Genomic DNA, 21535 nt, shown 5'->3' with positions numbered 1-21535 from the left:
TCAGTCCCCTTCCGGGACGGGGAAGCGCTGGAGGTCACCGGGCTGGCGCGAGCCGAGCGGCGACATGCCGCCGTCCGCTCCGTGCCGGGCGAGCAGGTCGAGGGCGAGACGTCCCCGGCGCACCCGCTCGCGTGCGGTGTCCAGGGTGTGGTCGCGCAGATGGGCGCCGTAGGGGTAGATGCCGGGCGACTTGCTCAGGCCGAACTTGAGGTAGAGCGGGGCGCCGCGCCGGATCAGCTCGGCCGCCTCGTACATCCGGACGTAGCCGCCGAGGTCGTCGGGTGCCTCGATGTACAGGTCCATCGGGGCGCGGCCGGCCCGGCGGATCTCCGTGAGGTGGTCCAGGGTCAGGTCGGAGGGGATGTTCAGGGAGTCGGCGCCCAGGCGTTCGTAGACCGCGTACGACGCCGGGTTGACCGGTCCGATCAGGGCCGACACCTTGAACGTCGTGTCGGCGGGGAGCACGCCGGCCACCCGGAGGCGGTGCAGCGTCCACAGCACGCCCTCGTCGGCGACGAGCAGGCAGCGCACCCCCAGCTCCGTGGCGCGCACGGCGTCCTCGACGCAGCCGGCCAGCGCGTCGTGGCCGCGTGAGCGCAGCCCGGCGCCACCGGAGTCGGTGCGGGTGGCGGCGCCGATGTCCCAGGTGCCGCGCGGCCCGGTGAACAGGCACAGCTCGATGTCCCGCTCGGCGCAGGCCTCCACCATCTCGGTGATCTCGTCGTCGGAGAGCATCCAGATGCCGCTGCCCTGGCTGATCCGGTGGACCGGCACGTCGAGCCGCGAGCTCTCCTTGAGGACGACGGCCAGCGCCTCGGGCCCCTCCACGGAGGGGATCTCGGTGCGCCAGGTGCCCCCGTCGGGGAACGTGTGCGGGGAGGCGTCGGCCGGGTCGAGGGCGGGTACGGGGTGCCCGATGCGGGCGAGGGCGTCGACGCCGGGGCGGCGGGGTACTGACGGGCTGGTCACGGGACTCCCAAACGCTGTGAATGACGCGGTGTTCGATATTTCGTACGTTGGTCGGTTCGGTGGGTGTACGGCGGTACGGGGGTGTGCGACGCACCGGTCACCGCGTACCGCCGTACGTCTCAGGGGTGCTGCGAGTGCTGTCTCAGGGACCGGTCATGGGCGCAGGAGCACCTTCCCGGTCTTCGGGTCGCCGCCGCCGACCAGCGCGATCGCCTCGCCGAACCGCTCCAGCGGGAACTCGTGCGTGATGAGCGGGGCCGGGTCGAGCAGCCCGAGCCCGAAGGCGCGGACCGCGTCCGACCAGGCGGAGGACGGTGCGCCGAAGACGCTGCGCACCTCCAGCTGGCTCAGCGACAGATGGACCGGATCGATGCCGGTGGCGCCCGGCGCGAACATGCCGGTCAGGACCACCCGGCCGCCCCTGCGCGCGAGCAGGCAGGAGGAGGCCGCCGTGCTCGGCGCCCCCGCGGTCTCCACGACCAGGTCGAACCGCCCGTGGTGCGCGCGGGCTTCGGCGGGCGACAGACTCCGGGTCGCCCCGAAGCCGATGGCCTGCCCGCCGCGCTCGGCCCGCGGGTCGACGACGACCAGCTCGCCGGGCGACGACGCGGCGAGGAGCTGGACCGCCAGCATCCCCAGCGTGCCGGCGCCGACCACCGCGATCCGCTCGCCGGGGCTCGGCCGCCCCGTCCGCACCGCGCCCGCGATCACCGCGGCGGGTTCCAGGAGGGCGGCGGCGGCCAGGTCCGCGTCCGGGTGCAGCAGGTGCAACAGCCGGGCGGGGACGGCCACATGGTCGGCGAAGGCACCGGGCTCGGTGAAGCCGGTCTCCGCGTACCCGCCGCCGCACAGGCTCGTCTCGCCGCAGCGGCACCGCTCGCAGGTGCCGCAGGCACGGAACCCCTCGGCGACGACCTTGCGCCCGGTGAGCGCCGGGTCGACGCCCTCGCCGGTGGCCTCGACGGTCCCGGACCACTCGTGCCCGGGAATCACCGGATAGCGCACGTAGCCGGGGTCCCGGTGGCCGTCGTACACCTCGCGGTCGCTCATGCAGATCCCGGCGGCGGCGACCCGCACCAGGACCTCGCCGGGGCCCGGCTCGGGGCGCTCCCCGGCCGTGAGCCGGTGCGCGCCGGGCCGGTCGACGACGATCGCGCGTGACCGCGGGCCGCTGCTCACTTCGCGGCCGCCTTGGGGGCGCGCTTCTCCCAGCCCTCGGCCCACAGGTCGAACCGCGCCTGCTGCTGCGGGAACTCGGCCGCCGCGTCCGTGTCGAGTTCGACGCCGAGGCCCGGCGCGTGCGACACCTCGAAGTAACCGTCGACCACCTGGGGCGCGCCCTTGACCACCTTCTTGATCTCCGCGTCCGCGAAGTCGTTGAAGTGCTCCAGGATCTTGAAGTTGGGCGTGCAGGCGGCGAGTTGCAGCGAGGCCGCGGTGAGCACCGAACCGCCGACGTTGTGCGGGGCGATCAGCGTGTAGTGCGTCTCGGCCGTCGCCGCCAGCTTGCGGGTCTCCAGGATGCCGCCGATGTGGCCGAGGTCCGGCTGGATGATGTCGGCGGCCTGCGACTCGAAGAGCTCGCGGAACTCGATCCGGTCGTGGATGCGCTCACCGGTGGCGATCGGCATGTCCACCTTGGCGGCGACCTTCTCCAGGGCCTTGAGGTTCTCCGGCGGCACCGGCTCCTCCAGCCAGGCGGGCTTGAACGGCGCCATCTCCTTGGCCAGGCGCACCGCCGTGGAGGGGCTGAAGCGGCCGTGCATCTCCAGCATCAGCTCGGCGTCCGGGCCGATCGCGTCCCGTACGGCTTCGATCAGCGAGACCGCGTAGGAGGTGCCGGCGTGGTCGAGCTCGAAGTGGCCGGTCCCGAACGGGTCGATCTTCAGGGCGCGGTAGCCGCGCTCGACCACGGCCCGTGCGGCCTTGTGATAGGCCTCGGGCGTGCGCTCGGTGGTGTACCAGCCGTTCGCGTACGCCTTGACCTTGTCGGTCACCTTTCCGCCGAGGAGCTGCCAGACCGGTACGCCCAGGGCCTTGCCCTTGATGTCCCAGCAGGCCATCTCCACGCAGGCGATGCCCGACATGACGATCTCGCCGGCCCGGCCGTAGTCGCCGTACTTCATCTTCCGCACGAGATCCTCGACCGCGAACGGGTCGGATCCCACGATGTGGTTGGCGGCCGCCTCGCCGAGATAGCCGACGAGCGCGTCGGTGCGGCCGAGCATGCGGGTCTCGCCGACTCCGGTGAGACCTTCGTCGGTGTGGACTTGGACGTAGGTGAGATTGCGCCACGGCGTCCCCACCACGTGCGTGCTGATTCCCGTAATACGCAAGGCAGTTGCCCCTTGGTTGTTCGGTATTTCGTCACACGTTCGAAATGTTGGCGTGACCGTATTCACGCAGGCGGCAGGGTGTCAATGGGTTGCGCAGAACGGTCTTGGACGCACAGGAGGCCCCGGGGCCGTTGCGCGGCGAACGCCGCTGTGCCTAGCCTGTGTTCGTCATATCGATCGTTGACCGAAGTTTCGGACGTGCTCGCGGACCCTCACGGGCACGTTTCCGGACGCACGGGGTGGGAGGCCGACCATGGGACGACTGGTGCCTGCGGTGACCAGGGCGCTGGACATACTGGAGCTGTTCCTGGAGGGCGACGGCACGCTGTCCGCCCCCGAGGTCACCCGCAGACTCCAGCTGCCGCGCACCACCGTGCACGAACTCCTGACCACACTCGCCGCCCGCTCCTACCTTGTCCAGATCCCGGACCAGTCGGGCCGCTACCGCCTGGGCGTCCGCGCCTACCAGCTCGGCAGCCGCTACGCCGAGCAGCTCGACCTGGCCGCCGAGGGGCAGCAGGTCGCCCGCGAGGTCGCCGAGACCTGCGACGAGACCGTGCACGTGGCCGTCCTGGAGGACACGGACGTCATCTACATCGCCAAGGTGGACTCCACGCACGCCGTGCGCATGGTCTCCGCCGCGGGCCGCAAACTGCCCGCCCACTGCACCTCGGTCGGCAAGATGCTGCTCGCCTCGCTGCCGCCCGCCGAGCTCGAAACCCGCCTGGCGGGGCGGGAGCTGGCGGCGATGACCCCCAACAGCATCACCGAACCGGACGCGCTGCTCGCCGCGCTCGCCGGCATCCGGGAGCGCGGGGTCGCCGCCGAACACCGCGAGTCCAACCCCGACGTGAGCTGCGTGGCCGCCCCGGTCCGCGACAGCGCGGGGAACGTCGTCGCGGCGCTCTCCATCTCCGTGCCGATGATCCGCTGGAGCGAGCAGCGCGAGCAGGAACTGGCCGACCTCGCCGCCAAGGGCGCGGGCGACCTCTCGGAGCGCCTGGGCCACCGGGGCGGACGCTAGGCGCGCGCCTCCAGGTCGAGCAGCCGCCGCTTGGCCTCCAGGCCGCCCGCGTACCCGGTCAGGGAGCCGTCGGCGCCGATGACCCGGTGGCAGGGGCGGACGACGAGCAGCGGGTTGCGCCCGACCGCCGTGCCCAGCGCGCGCACGGCCGCCCGCGAGAGGCCGAGCCGCTCGGCGAGCTTCCCGTACGTGGTGGTCGTGCCGTACGGCAGGGTGTCGAGGGCGTGCCAGACCCGCTGCTGGAAGTCGGTGCCGACGCCGCTGACGTAGGCGACGTCGAAGCGCGTGAGCGTCCCCGCGAAGTACGCGCGCAGCTGCCCGGCGATCGCGGCGAAGGCCTCGTCGTCGCGCACCCATCCGTCCCGGACGACCGCCCCGCCCTTCTGCCCCGGCAGGGACAGCGAGGCCAGGGCCGTGCCGCCGGGGGCGGTGGCGGACTCCTGGCCGACCAGCAGCAGCTCGCCCAGCGGACTGTCGACGGTGGTGAACACGGCCTTGGTCATGACCTTCGTCATCGGATGCTCCCTCTTTCCCGGTGGCACCCCCCAAGTCTGCAAGCGGCGGGGGCGTGCGGCTGGCGGGATTCGGACGCGGCGCTCATGAGGGTGTCAGGGTCAGCGGGGCGCCGCTCGTGCGATCGGATGAGGGCCCGGTCTCCAGGAGAAGCTCGCCCGGCTCCACGACGTGCTCCAGAGCGCGGTCCAGCGAGGCCAGCGTAGCCGCCTCGACGACGAAGACGACCTCGGCGCCCTCGCCCGCGGCCAGCTCGACCCGCGCGAAGCCGCGCAGCTCACGCACGCGCGGCCACGAACCGGACCCCGAGACCCGGCGCACATAGAGCTGCACGGTCTCCCGCACGGCCCGGGCACCCGTGTTCGTCACGGCGACGGTGCATGTCAGCGAGGGATCGGTGACCGGCACCTCGGTGCGCGAGAGCCGGGGCTCCCCGTAGGCGACGGACGTGTACGAGAGCCCGTGCCCGAAGGGGTGCAGCGCGACCGCGGGCTGGTCCACGTACCCCCGGTAGCCGTGGTCCTTGGCGTTGTAGAACACCGGGAGCTGGGCGGCCGAACGCGGCACGGAGACGGGCAGCCGCCCCACGGGCTCCGCCCGCCCGAAGAGCACGTCGGCGACCGCCCGCCCGCCCCACGGCCCCGGATACCAGGCGCAGAGCACGGCCCGGGCCCGCCCGGACAGCTCCGGCACGGCGTGCGGCCGCCCCTGGACGAGGACCACGACCACCGGGGTGCCGGTGGCGGCCACGGCGTCGAGCAGCGCCACCTGGCCGCCCGGCAGACGCAGGTCGGCCAGGTCGACGCCCTCGCCGCACGTCATGCCCACCGGAGCACCGGAGGCGACGACCGCGGCTCCGTTGCCCTCGAAGCGCGTGCCGGCCTCGCGCGCGCTGGAGCCGCCGAGCACGAGCACGGCCGTGTCGGCGGCGGCGGCCACCGCCACGGCGTCCGCGATGCCGCCCCGGTCGTCGCCGACCAGTTCGCAGCCCCGCGCGTACGTCACCTCGACGCCCGGGGCCGCCACCGCCCGCACGCCGTCGAGGACGGTGAACCCGCTGCCGGGGCGCTGCGGCGCGGTGTAGTCGCCGAGCTGCTGGGGCAGCGAGTCGGCGCCCGGCCCGATGACGGCGACGCGGGACGGTCCCGCCAAGGGGAGAGCGGCCCCGTCATGGCTGAGCAGGACGATGGACTCGCGGGCCAGACGCTCGCTCAACCCGCCCAGGTCAGGGTCGCGTTCCGGGCTTTCGCCGACGTAGGGCCGCTCGAAGAGGCCCAGGCGGAACTTCAGGGTGAGGACACGGGCCACCGCCGCGTCCAGGACGTGCTCGGCGACCAGACCGCGCTCCACCGCCTCCGCGAGCCGCGGGAAGCAGCCGTCCCACAGGCTCAGATCCGTGCCCGCGTCCAGCGCCAGCGCGCCCGCGGCCACCGGGTCACCGGCCAGGCGCACGAGCCGGTCCAGGGCGCAGCCGTCGGCCATGACCAGACCGGTGAACCCCCACCGCTCGCGCAGCAGACCGGTCAGCAGCTCGCGGTTGGCCGCGCACGGCAGACCGTCGTACTCGTTGTACGCGGCCATCACCCCCGCCGCTCCCGCGCGGACCCCCGCCCGCGCCGCGACCAGGTGGATCTCGTGGAGTTCGCGCGGGCCGAGCTCGGTGGCCGCGCTGTTGCGGCCGCCGATCGTCGCGCCCTGCCCGGCGAAGTGCTTGAGCACCACCGCCGCCCGGTCGGGTGCGAAGGCGGCGCCGTCGCCCTGCATGCCCCGCACCAGCGCCTCGGTGAAGCGCGCCGCCAGATACGGGTCCTCGCCGAAGCACTCCTCGCTGCGCCCCCAGCGCGGATCCCGGACCAGGTCGAGCGCCGAGACGAGGGCGACATGGCCGCCCCGGGCGCGCAGCTCGGCGGCCGCGCCCGCCGCGGCGGCCTCGTACAGCCCCGGGTCCCAGGTCGCGCCCACCGCGAGGTTCACCGGCAAGGCCGTGCCGTCCAGGGCCTGATGGCCGTGCGGGACCTCCTCGACGAGGAGGACCGGGATGCCGAGCCGGGTGTGCGACAGGACATGCCGCTGTACCGAGTCGGCGACCCGCGCCGCGTCCGCCGCCGTGATGCCGTCCGCGAACGTCACGCCCGACCACGGGTCGGCACGCTGGAGTCCGTACAGCGCGCCCATGCCGTCGAACGCGGCGACCTCGGCGCGGAAGGCGTCCGTCAGGCGGTGGCCCGAGGAGGTCCGCTCATAGGCGTGCCAGCCGTACATCCGCTGGTTGACCTGGCCCACCTTCTCGGTGAGCGTCATCCGGGCGAGCAGGTCGCGCACCCGGTCGGTGACCGGGGCGCCCGCCTCCCGGTACAGCGGCGCGCTCATCGCAGCGCGAGGACGCGCACGCCGAACGGGGCGAGCCGTATCTCGTCCACCGCCGCACCCGTCTCCAGGTCGTGCAGTGCTCCGTCCGCCACCGGGCGCACCGCGAGCTCTTCGTCCGACTGGCTGACCAGCCACACGAAGCGCCGTCCGTCCTCGTGCACCAGGGCGTCCGCCGAGACGTAGGGGCTGTCGGCCGTCACCGTCCGCTCCACCCCCGCGAGGTCCGCCAGGGCCGCGTACAGCCGGTGCGTCTGCTCGGGGTTGACGCGGGCCGTGCGCGCGGCCATGTGCTCCAGGGGATAGGTGGCAAGGACCGTACGCCCCTGGCCCGTCTCGTGGACCAGCAGTGCGGGGCGGCCGTGCGCGTCCTTCGCCACGACCCGGGCCCCCGTGGGGACGACCGGCAGGTAGGCGCGGCTGTCCTCGTTGCCCGCCACCGGGAAGGTGAGCTTCTCGCCCGCCGCGATGGAGCTGAACTCCTCGGTGAAGGTCAGCTCCAGGACGTCGTCCTCGATGGGCTCGGCCACCCCGTAGGAGAGCTGGAGTTCGACTCCGAAGAGGCCGTCCAGGTCGTCGAACCACGGGCCGCGCGTGCCGGGGTGCTCACCGGAGCAGAACGACAGGTACACCGTGGCGCCCGCGCGGGCCCGCCGCTCCAGCTCGCGCCGGGTACGCGTCGTCAGCTGCCGGGTGGACGGCAGGAGGTAGAGCGCCGCGTCGCCGGGCAGTCCGTCCGCCTCCCGTGTCAGGGCCACCGGGAGATCGGCGCCGCGCGCGGCCACGTAACCCTGGTGGAGGGACGTGAAGATCAGCGGCCGGTCGGCGGGCCTGCTGTAGGGGTAGCCGCGCTCCAGGAACGCGGGCACCACGAGCGCCGCGTCCGCGTCCGAACGGCGGCAGCGCGCGAAGTCGACCTGCTCCAACACCCGGGAGAAGGCGGCGAGTTCGACGAGCGGAGTCTTCGGGGCGCCGGAGCTGTCCGTGATGCCGAAGTGCATCTCGAAGGGGTGGTGGTCGTACGGCGACTGCTCCCACAGGTCGTCGTAGTCGGTGTTGTTCCAGGCCATCCAGCCGGTCGCGCCGCCGAGGAGGGAGTTGTGCAGCGTCTGGCGGTAGTAGATGCCCGCGTTCTCGGCCGAGACGGTGTCCGTGGACAGCCCGAACTCCTCCAGGATGACCGGCTGTCCGGTGACCGCGGCCAGCTCGCACTCGAAGGCGGCGCGGTGGTGCTGGCGTACGCGGTCCGTGTCCGAGCGGTACACGTGCGGGCCCACGAAGTCGACGTACTCGGCCGTGTCCCGCAGCGAGAAGCCGTTGTCGCGGCCGGTCACCTCGATGCCCCACGCCCCGTCGCCGAGGGACACCGGCTGGGTGCCGCCGGCCGCGCGGACCGCGTCGCACATGAACTGCGCCCAGGCGGTGACGACGTCGCTCGACGGCGGATCCACCTGGTAGACCCGGCCGTAGCCCGGCATCTCGTTGGTGATGAGCCAGCCGGTGACCGCCGCGTGGTCCTTGAAGCGGCGCGTCATCTGCGACACGAACCACGCCTGGCGGCCGACCAGCCACACGTCCTCGTACAGGTCGCGGCCCCCGCGCCACGCCGGGTCCCAGTTCTCGCCGGACATGTGGCCGACGATGAAGGTGGGCACCGTGCCCATCCCCAGCTCCGTGTGCGCGTCCAGGAAGTCGCGGAAGCGCTCGCACAGCTCTTCGTCGATACGGTGCGGCTCGGGATGGAAGTCGGGCCAGTAGAAGAACGAGCGCGTCATCGTCAGGCCGTGCTCGCGCAGCACGGCGAGTTCCTCGCGGACCGTCTTCGGGTCGTAGTTCCGCCACATCAGCGGACCACCGGTGCGGGACCAGAAGTTGGCGCCGATCCAGGGCAGGACGGCGGAGTCATGGGTGAGCTGGGCGCTGTGGCGTCGCATGGGGGTACTCAGGTCTTTCCGTACGGGGGTGAAAAGGTGGTCGGCGGTCAGGCGGGGCCCGTCGACTCGCGGACGACGAGGCGCGGGCGATCGTCCAGGGCGGTGTCCGGCACGTCCTCGCCGCACTGCGCGAGCAGCGCACGCGCGGCGGCCGCGCCCACCCGCTGCACCTGCTGGTCGACGGTCGTCAGCCGCGGGTGCAGCCAGCGGCCGATCGGCAGGTTGTCGTAGCCGACGACGGACACGTCCTGCGGGACGCGCAGCCCGGCGCGTTGCGCCGCGCCGATGCCGCACACCGCCATGGAGTCGTTGGCGTACATCACGGCGGTGGGGCGCTCCGCCATGCCCAGCAGCTCCTCGGTCGCGGCGAGCGCCGCGGCCTCGGAGAAGTCGGTGGTCAGGACGGCGGCGGGCTCGACTCCCTTGAGCAGCAGGGTCTCTTCGAAGACCGCGCGGCGCAGCCGTGTGTGCAGCAGCTCGCCGGGCCCCGAGACATAGGCGATGCGCCGGTGTCCCAGCTCCATGAGGTGGTCGACGGCTTCGTGTATGCCGGCGCCCTGGTTGCCCAGGCCCACGGTGGGCACGGGCGCGTCCGGGCGGGGCGCGCCGAGCAGTACGGCGGGCAGCCCCAGGCCGCGCAGGAGCGGCGGGCGCGGATCGTCGGCGCGGGCGTCGGTCAGGACGGCGCCGTCGACACGGCCCTCGGCGGCGAGGCGTTCGTACAGCGCGCTCTCCTCGGCCACGTCCGCGACCAGGTGGAGCAGCAGGCCGTAGCCGCGCGGCGCCAGTTCGCCCTCCAGGCCCGTGATCAGCTCGCTGAAGTGCGGGTCCGCGCCCAGGACGTCCGTGGGGCGGCGCACGACGAGGGCGAGCGTGCGGGTCCGTGCGCTGCGCAGGGCCGTGGCCGTCGCGCTGGGCGACCAGCCGAGCTCCGTCGCCGCGTCCAGGATGCGGCGCCGGGTGGCCTCGGAGATGCGGCCCTTGGCGTTGAAGGCCTGCGAGACGGCGGCCGTGGAGACACCGGCCGCCGCGGCGACCGCCTTGATCGTCGGACGTCCGCCGCTGTCCTTCCGGGATGCTTCCAGCGCGCTCACATCTTCACCGCCCCACTGACGAGGGCCTGCTGCATCCGCTTCTGCAACACGGTGTAGACGGCCCATACCGGTACGAGAGTCAGTACCGTACCGGCGGTCAGGACCCCGTAATCCGTGCCCGTCAGGGACTTGAGGGTGGGCAGGGCGACCTGCACGGTGCGCTGGGCCGGGTCGGGGCCGATGATGACGAGCGAGTACAGGTACTCGTTCCAGAACGTCAGGAAGTTCAGGAGCAGCACCGTCGCGATGCCGGGCAGGCACATCGGCGTGTAGACGTGGCGCAGGACCGCGAAGGTCGACGCGCCGTCCATCCGCGCGGCCTCCTCCATCTCCTTGGGGATGGTCCGCATGAACTGCACCAGGATGACGACCGACAGCGGCATCGCGGTGGCGGGCAGGAAGAGCACCATGAACAGGCGCGTGTGGAACAGGCCCGTCGCCGCCGCGAGCAGGAAGGTGGGGAAGAGCGCGGCGAACGTCGGGATCAGGAATCCCAGCGAGAAGACCTTCTCCACGAACGCCCCGAGCCGGCCGGTCGCCCGGGCGATCGCGAACGCCGCCGGGATCGCGAGGGCCAGCGTCAGCGCGAGCGAGAAGGCCGTCACGAGCGCCGAGTTGAGGACCGCGAGCCCCAGATCGGCGCTCTCGAAGGCCGTGCCGAAGTTGCCGAAGGACAGCGAGGTGGGAAGGGAGAAGGGGCTGGCGAAGATCTGCTCGTTCGTCTTGAAGGCCGAGGCGAGCAGATAGTAGAGGGGGACGACGAGCAGCGCCGCGTACGCCCACGCCAGGATGTGCGCGGGCAGCCAGGACTTTCCGTGCTTCAAGGTGACCGGCTCCGATCGGGGTTCGTGCGGCGTCAGTAGGTCTGGCGGAAGGCGCGGCGGATGGTGAGCAGGCCGACGAGGCCGACCAGGAAGAGGATCACGCCGACGGTCTGGCTGTAGCCGAGGTCGGCCGCGATGAACGCCTTCTGGTAGACGAGGAACGACAGCGTCGTCGACGAACTGCCGGGGCCGCCCTGGGTGAGCAGCAGGACGTGCTGGGCGGAGCCGAAGAACGTCCAGAGGAACTGGAGCATCGTCACCACGCCCACGTACTCGCGGATGACCGGGAAGTGCACGCGCCACATCGTCCGCCAGTGTCCGGCGCCGTCCAGCTGCGCCGCCTCGCCGATCTCCTCGGGCACACTGCCCAGGCGGGCGGCGAACAGGACGGCGGTGAAGCCGATGCCGCCCCAGACGTCGAGCACGATCAGACACGCGAGCGCCGTCGAGGGAGAAGCCAGCCAGGCGTCGGTCACCGAACCGAGGCCCACCGACTTCAGCGCGCCGTTCACGAGGCCGTCGGGGGAGAGCGCCGCGTAGAACACCATCGCCTTGGCCGGGGTGGAGATCAGGCCCGGGATGAAGAGCAGATAGCGCAGGACCCGGTGGCCCGGCGGCTTCTGCGCCACGTAGTAGCCCAGCATGTACGCGCACACGATCATGACCGGCAGCGCGACGGCGAGCTGGACCGCCGTGTTGCGCACGGCGTCCCAGAACACCGGGTCGTCGAAGACCGTACGGACGTTGTCGAGCCCGGCGAACGAGACGGGCTGGAGCATGCCCGGCCAGTGCAGGGCCGCGATCACGAAGATCGCGATCATCGGCCCGACCATGAAGACCAGGTACCAGACCAGGGCGGGGACGGCGAGGATCGTGCCGCCTTCCTGGCGGCGCTTGCGGGCGGGTGGCGCGGCGGGAGCGGGGCGGACCTCGGTCCCGCCCGGCGTCGACATCGTTGTCGTCATCGTGGGTGACTCCCAGAGGGCTCGGACGGGCGGGGCGGCTCGGACTGCTCGGACGGGCGGCTCATGCGGTGCGGTACGCGGCTTCGAGCACGGAGCGCACCCTGGCGGGGCTCGTGCCCCGGGTGAACGCCGAACTGGTCGCGGTGATCAGCGGCTGCGTCGCGGCCGGCGGCACGTACAGGTCGGGCAGCAGCGCCTGGCTGACGTCCGTGCCGAGCTGCTGCGCGGCAGCGACCAGGGGGAAGTCCGTGCTGAGGGTGTCGGAGCGCAGGGCCATGTCGCGCCCGCTCTCCGTGATGAACCGCGAGACCGTCTCCGGGCGGTACATGAACCGCAGGAACTTCTCGACGGCGTCCAGCTTCTTCGTGCCGTTCGGGCTGATCCAGAAACCGATCAGGGTGTAGGTGCGCAGGATCGTCGGCTTGGCGTGCGCGGCGTCCGGCGCCAGCGGCCAGCCGCCCACCTCGGTGTGCCGGGCGACCTGCTCCGGGACCTTGGCCAGCGCCGAGGACATCGCGGACTCGACGGCGGCGGCCTGCGTGTTGAACTGCGTCGTCATCGTGTCGGAGGTCAGGCCCTGCGCCTTGTCGGCGAAGACGCCCGCGTCGCGCAGGGCGGCGAAGTACTCGATGCCCTCACGTGCGCCCCGGCTGCCGCTGAAGTCGCCGCTCGTGAAGACCTTTCGCGCCTCGTCGGGGGAGAGGAAGGTCTGGATGATCTGGGCGAGGAGCTTCTGGCCCGTCCAGTCGTTGCCGCCGACGGTCACCGGGGCGATGCCCTTGGCGCGCAGCTTGCGGGCGGCGGCGATCAGCTGGTCGCCGGTCGTGGGGATCGCGGAGACACTCGCCTTGTCGAGCAGGGCGGTGTTGTAGGCCACCGGCCAGTTGGTGGCGAAGTACGGGAAGGCCCGCAGCCGCCCCTTGCCGTCGGTCCAGGCGTCGAGGGCGACGGGCAGGACGCGTTTCCGCAGCCCCCAGTCGTCGAGATACCCCCGCACGTCGACCGTCGCGCCGACCTCGGTCCAGGCCAGCGTCTTGTCGTAGAGGTTCACCATGACGACGTCCGGCTCCTTGCGGGCGAGCCGTGAGGTCTCGTAGACCTGCGCGAGGTCGTCGCCGTTGACCAGGTTCTTCACCTTCAGGCCGGGGTTCTCGCCCCGGAAGGCGTCCAGGGCGGACAGATACGTGGGCGAGCCCGGCGCGGTGGTGCCGAGCTGGCTGTGCACCACGAGCGTGTCGGGATCGGAATCCGCCGACGCCAGCGTGGAGCAGCCGGTGAGGGCGGGCAGGGCGGTGGCGGCGGCCAGGCCTGAACCTGCGGCGAGGAAGCCGCGCCGACTCATCGTTGAGCGCACAGCGGGATGTCTCCAACCAGGGCGATGTCGACCAGAGGTTAATCGATATACCTGCGGGGGTGAGGGGAGCGTAGAAGTGCTTCGCCGAATGGTCAATCCCCTGTTGCGCACGGTGCATCTTCCGGCGAAAGCGGCAAATAGGCCGCATTCACTCCGGGGTGATCACGCACGGTCACGAGATCTGTGTCTCGGTTTTTATGCAACTAGTTGCACAAGGGGTCGCGCGTCCTCTAGAACTGTCCCGACGACACATCGCGTACGGAGGGCCCGCATGAGCCGCTACCCGAACCTGCTGAACCCGCTGGACCTGGGCTTCACCACTCTGCCCAACCGGGTCCTGATGGGGTCCATGCACGTGGGCCTGGAGGAGGCCCCGGACGGCTTCCGGCGGATGGCCGAGTTCTACGCGACCCGTGCGCGCGGCGGTGTCGGCCTCATCGTCACGGGCGGCATCGCCCCGAACGAGCTCGGCCGGCCCTGGGACGGCGGCGCCAAGCTGACCACCGAGGCGGAGGCCGAGGAGCACGCGGGCATCACGGCCGCCGTGCACGCCGAGGGCGGCAAGATCGCCATGCAGATCCTGCACTTCGGGCGGTACGCCTACCACGAGGGCCTCGTCGCACCGAGCGCGATCAAGGCGCCGATCAGCCCCTTCGTGCCGCGCGCCCTCGCGGACGACGAGGTCGAGCAGACCATCGAGGACTTCGTGCGCGCGGCCGAGCTCGCCAAGCTCGCGGGCTACGACGGCGTCGAAGTCATGGGCTCCGAGGGCTACTTGATCAACGAGTTCATCGCGGCGCCCACCAACCAGCGGGAGGACCGCTGGGGCGGCTCCTACGAGAACCGCATCCGCTTCCCCGTCGAGATCGTCCGGCGCGTGCGCGAGCGGGTCGGCGCGGACTTCATCATCATCTACCGCCTCTCCATGCTGGACCTGATCCCCGGCGGCTCGACCCTCGAAGAGGTCGTCCACCTCGCCAAGGAGATCGAGGCCGCGGGCGCCACGATCATCAACACCGGCATCGGCTGGCACGAGGCGCGCATCCCCACCATCGCCACCTCGGTGCCGCGCGGCGCCTACACCTTCGTCACCAAGAAGGTCATGGGCGAGGTCTCCGTGCCGCTGGTCACCACCAACCGCATCAACACCCCGGAGATCGCCGAGCAGTTGCTCGCCGACGGCGCCGCCGACATGGTCTCGCTGGCCCGGCCGCTCCTGGCCGACCCGGACTTCGTCGCCAAGGCCAAGGCGGAGCAGCCCGACGCCATCAACACCTGCATCGGCTGCAACCAGGCCTGCCTCGACCACACATTCAACCTCCAGATCACCTCCTGCCTGGTGAACCCGCGCGCCTGCCACGAGACCGAACTCGTCCTCGCGCCCACCCGCCACAAGAAGCGCGTCGCCGTCGTCGGCGCGGGCCCGGCCGGGCTCGCCTTCGCGGTCTCCGCCGCCGAGCGCGGCCACGACGTCACGCTCATCGACGCCGCGTCCGAGATCGGCGGCCAGCTCAACGTCGCCCGCAAGGTCCCGGGCAAGGAGGAGTTCGACGAGACCCTGCGCTACTTCCGCACCCAGCTCGAACTGCACGGCGTGGACGTCAAGTTGAACTCCCGCGCCACCGCGCGGAGCCTCGCCGACGCGGCGTACGACGAGGTGGTCGTCGCCACCGGGGTCACCCCCCGCACGCCGGAGATCCCCGGCATCGACCACCCCAGCGTGGTCGGCTACCTCGACGTGCTGCGCGACAGCGTGCCGGTGGGGGAGCGGGTCGCGATCATCGGCGCGGGCGGCATCGGCTTCGACGTCGCCGAGTACCTCACCGACAGCGGCGACAAGGCGAGTCTGGACCCGGCCACGTACTTCCGGCAGTGGGGCGTCGACATGGACTACAAGGACCGCGGCGGCCTGACCGCGCCCGAGCGCCCCACCCCGCCGCGCTCGGTCCACCTCCTCCAGCGCAAGACCTCCAAGGTCGGCCAGGGCCTCGGCAAGACCACCGGCTGGATCCACCGCACGGAGCTGCGCCACCGAGGCGTCACCATGGTCGCGGGCGCGAGCTACGACCTCATCGACGACGCGGGCCTGCACATCACGGTCGGCGGCGAGTCCACGGTCATCCCCGTCGACACGGTCGTCCTGTGCTCAGGCCAGGACCCGCGCCGCGACCTGTACGAGGAGCTGCTCGCCGGCGGGTACAGCGCGCACCTCATCGGGGGCGCCGACGTGGCGGCCGAGCTGGACGCCAAGCGCGCCATCAAGCAGGGCACGGAGCTCGCCGCGGCCCTGTGACCCCCGGCGTTGCGCGGTGCGGGCGCCCGTGACCCCGGGCGCCCGCACCGGACGCCGTACCTAGGATGGCCGCCATGTCACTCCCGCACGCGATCCTGACCGCCCTGCTCGAAAAGCCGTCGTCGGGGCTCGAGCTGACCCGCAGGTTCGACAAGTCGATCGGCTACTTCTGGTCGGCCACGCACCAGCAGATCTACCGCGAGCTGGGAAAACTGGAGCGGGAGGGCGCCATTCGCGCCCTGGAGCAGCAGCAGGCCACGCGTGGGCAGAAGAAGGAGTACGAGGTGCTGCCCGCGGGCCGCGCCGAGCTGGCCCGCTGGACGGCCGCGAGCCAGGATCCCAAGCCGCTGCGGGACACGCTCCTGCTGCGCCTGCGGGCGGCGGCGGTGGTCGGCACGGACGGCATCGAGGCGGACCTGCACCGCCATCTCGCCCTGCATCGGCAGCAGTTGGCCGAGTACGAGGAGATCGAGAAGCGGGACTTCCCGCCGGGCAAGGACGCGGTGGAGGACCGGCTGAGGCACGTGGTGCTGCGGGCCGGGATCGACCTGGAGACGTTCTGGACGCAGTGGCTGGAGCGCACGCTGGAGGAACTGGGCTCGCCGCAGGGCCCCGCGGCCCGGCAGGACTGAGGGCTGCTGCCTGGCGGGACGGCCGCCGAGGACGGCCGTCCTCCGGACCCGGCCGTTTTCCGGACCCGGCCGTCTTCCGGACACGGCCGCTTTTCGGCGCGGCCCGGACATGACGGCTGCCGCCGGCCCGACGTGAGTCGGGGCCGGCGGCAGCCGCTTTCTCTCCGTGGCCCCGGCTCAGTGCCGGTGCCGCACCCCGCGCCGGCGTAGGTACCAGGCGCCGCCACCGCCCGCCGCCAGAGCCACGAGGGCCCCGCCCGCGGCGAGGGTGTACGTGCCGTAGTCCTCGCTGCCGCCCCCGAGGCCGCCCCGGACGCCGCGCGCGGGCGCGGTCGTGGACGAGGTGGTCGGGGAGGTCCCGACGGTGACCGACTGCGAACCGGCCGTCGAGCCGTCCTCGCAGATCACGGCCACCGTGTGGACGCCGGTGGTGACGTTCTGCCAGGAGGCGCTGCCTCCCGTCAGGTCCACTTGCCTGCCTTGGGCGAAGCTCGCCTGGCCGTTGCTCAGGAGCGCGGCCTTGCCGCCGTCCGGGCAGGCCGCCGTGGTGACCGTGACCGTCGATCCCGTGGCCGTCACCGTGATCCCCGCGGCGAACGCCGAGGAAGCGGTCAGGGCCAGCGGAAGCGCGGCCGCGGCGGCGATGGTCAGGCCGGAGCGGACGAATATCTGGGTGGTACGCATGAGTCTGCCCTCCGGCGGCACGGGAGGCGGAACATCCCATGCGCCGCCGAGGGTCGGGAAGCGCCCGTGCTACCTGACGCCGAGCCAACGTGCCCGGGGCCGAGCCCGCATGCGGACGGCCACCGGGCAGGTGACGGAATCCTTCGTACGGCCGAGGGCTGACCCGTCGTCACGGCCGGCCCGTGACGACCTTCCGCTCGGGGGAGTAGCCGCCCCACGTCCCGTCGGGCAGCTTGGCCCGGAGCTTCACGCGGTGCGCGTCACCCGCCTCCTTGCCCACGTAGAAGCTGTGCGTGGCCTTCTTGCGGGGCGCGGTGCCGCCGAACACCAGCGAGGTGGCGTTCTTCCCGTCGAGGTGGATCTGGTACTCCGCCACCGCGCCGCCCGTGTCCGGCGGTGTCCACGCCAGGTCGATGTAGTAGGCCCCGTCCGCGCGCCGGGTCGTCGCGCGGAAGTCGGCCGGCGCCGTGCCCCGCCCGTCGTCGCGGCCCGCCGCGGTGGTGAGGCGGACGGCGTCGCTCGCGGGCGAGGCGTTGTCGGCCGCGTCGAGCGCCTTGACGGTGAAGCGGTAGTCCGTGCCCGGCCGCAACCCCGTCACGAGGGTCTTGCGCTCGCCCCCGGTCACTCTGTGGATCTTCGACGCGCCCTGATAGATCTCGTACGAGGCGACGCCCTGGTCGTCCTTCGCGGCGCCCCAGGACAGCGTCACCGCCCGGCTGCCCTCGACCGTGCCCCGCGGTGCGCCGGGGCGCGAGGGCGGCTTCCGGTCGGCGGCGGCCGCGGCGGGCGTGGTGACCGTCAGCTTCTTGCTGGCCTCGGAGACGTTCCCCTCGGCGTCGCGGGCGCGGACGGTGAAGGTGTAGGACGTGGACGGCTTCAGGCCGACGACGTCCACCATGCTCTTGCTGCCCGGCAGCCGCTTCACCCGGGTGGCGCCCCGGTACACGTCGTAGCCGGTGACCGCGGTGTCGTCCGTGGCCCGGTTCCACATCACGTGGGCGGTGGTCGCGCTGCCCGCCTGGACGGTGACGCCCCGGGGGGCCGCCGGGGGGCGTACGTCCTTGGGGTCCTGGTCGCCGCCCCAAGCGCAGGCGGTCAGGGTGCAGGCGGTGACGGCGAGGAGCGCCGACAGGTGGGGGGTCCGTCGCACGGTCGTGCCTTCCGTTCGGGCGGCATTGGTCCGGACCTATTTGACACAGGGTGTCGGGTGCACATCAAGGGGTGCGCTCAAGAGGTGTAGGACGCGGGACGGCCTGGGATGTCTGGTCACGTGTTTCTGGCGGTGGGCCTCCGCTCGGCCGACCGTCCGTCAGCCGTCCCTCAGGAAAGGTCCTTTCTCGTGCGTACCAGAACCACCGCGCTCGCCGTCGCCGCCGGAGCCGCGCTCCTCGCCCCCGCGTGCCTGCCCGCGGCGGCGTTTCCCCGGCAGAGCGTGACGGAGCCGAAGTCGGCCGAGAACAAGGGGGGTTCAGTGGACCCGGCGGCCCGGGAGGGATCCGTCTCCGCCGCCGCGCTCCTCGCCGGGGTCCGGACCTGCGAACAGATCTCGCGCGGCAAGTACCGCACGGACGACGGAGCCCGCGCGGACATCCCCGTCTGCGGCAAGCGGGGCGCGGTGTTCTGGAAGGCGGACCTGGACATCGACTGCGACGGCCGGCCGAGCAAGGCCTGCAACCGGCGCACCGACCCGCTGTTCTTCCACGCCACCGCGTTCCAGGACAGCGCCGGCCGCCAGCTGAGCGCCGAGCGCCTGCCGTACGTCGTCGTGCCGGGCGCGAGCCGCCGCTGGAACCACGCGAAGCACGGCATCACGGGCGGCTCGGTGGCCGCCGTGATTTACCGGGGCAAGGTGCTCTACGCCGTCGTCGGCGACACGGGCCCCACCGACCTCATCGGGGAGGCCTCGTACGCGGCGGCGAAGTCGCTCGGCATCCGTCCCGACCCGAGGTCGGGCGGCACCGACGAGGAGGTGACCTACCTCGTCTTCAAGGGCGCCAAGGCGTCCCCCGTCGAGAGCCACCGGGCCGCGGTCACCCGGGGTGACGCGCTGGCCCGGCAGTTCCTGCGCCGCAACTGAGCCTTCCGGCAGGAGGCTCGGTCCTACCTTCCGGGCCTACACCTTCCGGTAGGAGTACGCCTCCGCCGCCGCGGCCTCCACCGCGGCGATGTCGGCGCCCGCGGACGCGGCCACCACGGCCGCGACCGCGCCCTCCACGAAGGGGGCGTCCACCAGGCGGGCGCCCTCCGGGAGCTCGTCGCCCTCGGCGATCAGGGCCTTCACGGTGAGGACGGCGCTGCCCAGATCGGTGAGGATCGCGATGCCCGCGCCGCCGTCCACCTTCGCGGCGGCCGCGGCGATCAGCTCGGAACTGGTGCCCAGGCCGCCGTCCTCGGTGCCGCCCGCGGCGGCCACCGGCGCGGTCGTGCCGCCGCCCGCGAGCCCCACCGAGAGAGCGGCGACGGCTTCGGCGACGGGGCCGCTGTGCGAGACGAGGACGATGCCGACCAGCTTGTCGTCATGCACGGCCGGCCTCCGCGGTCTTCGCGAGGGCGTCGAACAGCAGCGCCGACGAGGTGGCCCCGGGATCCTGGTGCCCGATGCTGCGCTCGCCCAGATAGCTGGCCCGCCCCTTGCGTGCCTGGAGCGGTGTCGTGGCCAGGGCGCCCTCGTTCGCGGCGGCGCGCGCCGCTTCGAAGGACTCCGCGAGCGCGTCGACCGCGGGGACGAGGGCGTCCAGCATGGTCTTGTCGCCGGGTGCCGCGCCGCCGAGCGCGCCGACGGCGTCGACCCCGGTGCGCAGCGCGTCGGCGAACTCCTGCTCGCTCACCTCGGCGGCGTCACCGAGCGCCTTGCCGGTGCGCCGCAGCAACGTGCCGTAGAGCGGCCCCGAGGCGCCTCCCACGGTCGAGATCAGCTGCCGTCCGGCCAGGGTGAGCACGGCCCCCGGCGTGGCCGGCCCCTCCTTCTCCAGGGTGGCCACCACGGCGGTGAACCCGCGCTGAAGATTGCTGCCGTGGTCGGCGTCGCCGATCGGCGAGTCCAGCTCGGTGAGCCGCTGCGCCTCCCGGTCGACGAGTGCGGCGGCCGAGGTCAGCCACTGACGGAAGAATGCGGCATCGAGCACGGAAACTCCTTGCGCGGTAGAACGGTTGTCCACGTGAGACGAGTGGCACGTGGTGACGGCGGGATTCCCGGTACGGATCAGATACCCCAGCGCAGCCCCGCCGTACGCACCGGGGCGTTCCAGAGCCGCAGCAGCTCCTCGTCGACCTGGCACAGGGTCACGGAGGCCCCGGCCATGTCCAGGGACGTCACGTAGTTGCCGACCAGGGTGTGGGCCACGACGACACCGCGCTCGGCGAGCACGCGCTGGACCTCGGCGTTGAAGCCGTACAGCTCCAGGAGGGGAGTGGCCCCCATGCCGTTGACGAGGACGAGCACGGGGTTGCGGGGGCTGAGGTCTTCGAGCACGGCGTCGACGGCGAAGTCCGCGATCTCGCTGGAGGTCATCATCGGGCGCCGCTCGCGGCCGGGCTCGCCGTGGATGCCGACGCCCAATTCCAGCTCCCCGGCGGGGAGATCGAAGGTCGGGCTGCCCTTGGCGGGCGTGGAGCAGGGGCTGAGGGCGACCCCGAAGCTCCGCGCGTTCTCGTTGACCTGGCGCGCGATCGCCTCGACCCGCTCCAGCGGCATGCCCTCGTCGGCCGCCGCCCCGGCGATCTTCTCCACGTAGAGCGTCGCGCCCGTGCCGCGCCGCCCGGCCGTGAACAGGCTGTCGGTGACGGCCACGTCGTCGTTGACGAGGACCTTGGCGACCTGGATGCCCTCGTCCTCGGCGAGTTCGGCGGCCATGTCGAAGTTGAGGACGTCCCCCGTGTAGTTCTTCACGACGAACAGCACCCCCGCCCCGCTGTCCACGGCGGCCGCGGCACGCACCATCTGGTCCGGCACGGGCGAGGTGAACACCTCGCCGGGACAGGCGGCCGACAGCATGCCGGGCCCCACGAATCCGCCGTGCAGCGGCTCGTGCCCCGAACCCCCGCCCGAGACGAGGGCGACCTTCCCGTCCACCGGGGCGTCCCTGCGCACGATCACGCGGTTCTCGACGTCGATCGTCAGGTCGGGATGGGCGGCCGCCATGCCCCGCAGCGCGTCCGCTACGACCGTCTCCGCGACGTTGATCAGCATCTTCACGGGTACCTCCTGGTGACATCGGCAAGGCCGGGCGTTGCTGGGATCTGCGGTCCCGAGGCCAGTATCAAGGCAGTGAGGTCAGTATCAAGGCAAGGGTGTCAGGATGCGCGAACCTCGCACGAAGGTGCCCCTCGGCGGAGCGCTCGCCGTGCCGGGACCGGCCGGGCCGGGCATGTGCCAGTGGCCTCTTTCGGCCGTTGTTGCGGGGCGTACTTCCGATGGCCGCCCGCCCTCGGAACGGCTTGTTGCAGAGGGTGCCGGAGGCCGCCGCGAGCGGGTGCGCGGGCGGTGTGCCGCAGGGGCGCCGGGGGGTCGCGGCGCGCCATTCGGGTGAGTGCGGTTCTGGCGCAC

Annotated in this window: 19 protein-coding genes; 4 read left to right on the top strand and 15 right to left on the bottom strand. The window is 72.4% G+C overall.

The features are described 5' to 3' along the window. From QBL25_RS06360 to QBL25_RS06350, 3 genes are all read right to left on the bottom strand, one after another. The gene (locus QBL25_RS06360) at positions 1-969 is read right to left on the bottom strand and encodes a hypothetical protein (protein WP_409056006.1); all 969 of its coding nucleotides are present in this window, start codon (positions 967-969) and stop codon (positions 1-3) included. Between the two features lie 153 nt (positions 970-1122). After that, the gene (locus QBL25_RS06355; protein ID WP_409056005.1) at positions 1123-2148 is read right to left on the bottom strand and encodes a zinc-binding dehydrogenase; all 1026 of its coding nucleotides are present in this window, start codon (positions 2146-2148) and stop codon (positions 1123-1125) included. Further along, a complete protein-coding gene (locus QBL25_RS06350; protein WP_409056004.1) occupies positions 2145-3305 on the bottom strand; it encodes a mandelate racemase/muconate lactonizing enzyme family protein in 1161 nt (386 codons plus the stop codon). Before QBL25_RS06350 ends, QBL25_RS06355 begins: the two co-directional genes overlap by 4 nt. A gap of 253 nt (positions 3306-3558) precedes the next feature. On the opposite strand from QBL25_RS06350, the gene QBL25_RS06345 reads away from it, so the two are divergent. Next, positions 3559-4329, top strand: coding sequence for an IclR family transcriptional regulator (locus QBL25_RS06345; RefSeq protein ID WP_409056003.1), 771 nt, complete (start codon positions 3559-3561; stop codon positions 4327-4329). Here the strand turns inward: QBL25_RS06345 and QBL25_RS06340 are convergent. From QBL25_RS06340 to QBL25_RS06310, 7 genes are all read right to left on the bottom strand, one after another. After that, positions 4326-4844 (bottom strand): methylated-DNA--[protein]-cysteine S-methyltransferase, encoded by a 519-nt coding sequence (locus tag QBL25_RS06340; RefSeq protein ID WP_409056002.1) that lies wholly within the window; start codon positions 4842-4844, stop codon positions 4326-4328. The genes QBL25_RS06345 and QBL25_RS06340 overlap by 4 nt on opposite strands. Before the next feature lie 82 nt (positions 4845-4926). Continuing rightward, positions 4927-7212: a glycoside hydrolase family 3 N-terminal domain-containing protein gene (locus tag QBL25_RS06335; RefSeq protein ID WP_409056001.1), complete on the bottom strand. Its 2286-nt coding sequence runs from the start codon at positions 7210-7212 to the stop codon at positions 4927-4929. Continuing rightward, a complete protein-coding gene (locus QBL25_RS06330) occupies positions 7209-9143 on the bottom strand; it encodes a cellulase family glycosylhydrolase (protein WP_409056000.1) in 1935 nt (644 codons plus the stop codon). The genes QBL25_RS06335 and QBL25_RS06330 overlap by 4 nt, the downstream gene beginning before the upstream one ends. A gap of 47 nt (positions 9144-9190) precedes the next feature. Continuing rightward, complete coding sequence (locus QBL25_RS06325; RefSeq protein WP_409062565.1) at positions 9191-10228, bottom strand: LacI family DNA-binding transcriptional regulator; 1038 nt, start codon at positions 10226-10228, stop codon at positions 9191-9193. A 5-nt stretch (positions 10229-10233) separates the two neighbouring features. Further along, positions 10234-11061, bottom strand: coding sequence for a carbohydrate ABC transporter permease (locus QBL25_RS06320; RefSeq protein ID WP_409055999.1), 828 nt, complete (start codon positions 11059-11061; stop codon positions 10234-10236). A 32-nt stretch (positions 11062-11093) separates the two neighbouring features. Next, positions 11094-12026, bottom strand: coding sequence for a carbohydrate ABC transporter permease (locus QBL25_RS06315; RefSeq protein WP_409055998.1), 933 nt, complete (start codon positions 12024-12026; stop codon positions 11094-11096). A gap of 61 nt (positions 12027-12087) precedes the next feature. Continuing rightward, positions 12088-13380: an ABC transporter substrate-binding protein gene (locus QBL25_RS06310; protein ID WP_409055997.1), complete on the bottom strand. Its 1293-nt coding sequence runs from the start codon at positions 13378-13380 to the stop codon at positions 12088-12090. 271 nt (positions 13381-13651) lie between these two features. Between QBL25_RS06310 and QBL25_RS06305 the strand changes: the two genes are divergently transcribed. Both QBL25_RS06305 and QBL25_RS06300 read left to right on the top strand, forming a co-directional pair. Continuing rightward, a complete protein-coding gene (locus tag QBL25_RS06305) occupies positions 13652-15673 on the top strand; it encodes an FAD-dependent oxidoreductase (RefSeq protein ID WP_409055996.1) in 2022 nt (673 codons plus the stop codon). Between the two features lie 74 nt (positions 15674-15747). Continuing rightward, a complete protein-coding gene (locus tag QBL25_RS06300) occupies positions 15748-16305 on the top strand; it encodes a PadR family transcriptional regulator (RefSeq protein WP_409055995.1) in 558 nt (185 codons plus the stop codon). Positions 16306-16482: 177 nt separating this feature from the next. Here the strand turns inward: QBL25_RS06300 and QBL25_RS06295 are convergent, their stop codons facing one another. After that, entirely contained in the window at positions 16483-16989 is a 507-nt protein-coding gene (locus QBL25_RS06295) for a hypothetical protein (protein ID WP_409055994.1), read from the bottom strand. A gap of 169 nt (positions 16990-17158) precedes the next feature. After that, complete coding sequence (locus tag QBL25_RS06290) at positions 17159-18139, bottom strand: fibronectin type III domain-containing protein (RefSeq protein ID WP_409055993.1); 981 nt, start codon at positions 18137-18139, stop codon at positions 17159-17161. 189 nt (positions 18140-18328) lie between these two features. On the opposite strand from QBL25_RS06290, the gene QBL25_RS06285 reads away from it, so the two are divergent. Further along, the gene (locus QBL25_RS06285; RefSeq protein ID WP_409055992.1) at positions 18329-19066 is read left to right on the top strand and encodes a glycoside hydrolase family 75 protein; all 738 of its coding nucleotides are present in this window, start codon (positions 18329-18331) and stop codon (positions 19064-19066) included. A 36-nt stretch (positions 19067-19102) separates the two neighbouring features. Here QBL25_RS06285 and QBL25_RS06280 read toward each other — a convergent pair whose 3' ends face one another. From QBL25_RS06280 to dhaK, 3 genes are all read right to left on the bottom strand, one after another. Continuing rightward, the gene (locus tag QBL25_RS06280; RefSeq protein WP_409055991.1) at positions 19103-19513 is read right to left on the bottom strand and encodes a PTS-dependent dihydroxyacetone kinase phosphotransferase subunit DhaM; all 411 of its coding nucleotides are present in this window, start codon (positions 19511-19513) and stop codon (positions 19103-19105) included. Then, complete coding sequence (gene dhaL, locus QBL25_RS06275; protein WP_409055990.1) at positions 19506-20114, bottom strand: dihydroxyacetone kinase subunit DhaL; 609 nt, start codon at positions 20112-20114, stop codon at positions 19506-19508. Before dhaL ends, QBL25_RS06280 begins: the two co-directional genes overlap by 8 nt. Before the next feature lie 77 nt (positions 20115-20191). After that, entirely contained in the window at positions 20192-21184 is a 993-nt protein-coding gene (dhaK, locus tag QBL25_RS06270; RefSeq protein ID WP_409055989.1) for a dihydroxyacetone kinase subunit DhaK, read from the bottom strand. Positions 21185-21535 lie beyond the last annotated feature (351 nt).

Source organism: Streptomyces sp. SYP-A7185 (assembly GCF_046103685.1).
Taxonomy (GTDB): domain Bacteria; phylum Actinomycetota; class Actinomycetes; order Streptomycetales; family Streptomycetaceae; genus Streptomyces.
The sequence above is the reverse complement of the archived record's forward strand: the minus strand, read 5'-3'. Positions and strand labels throughout refer to the sequence as shown.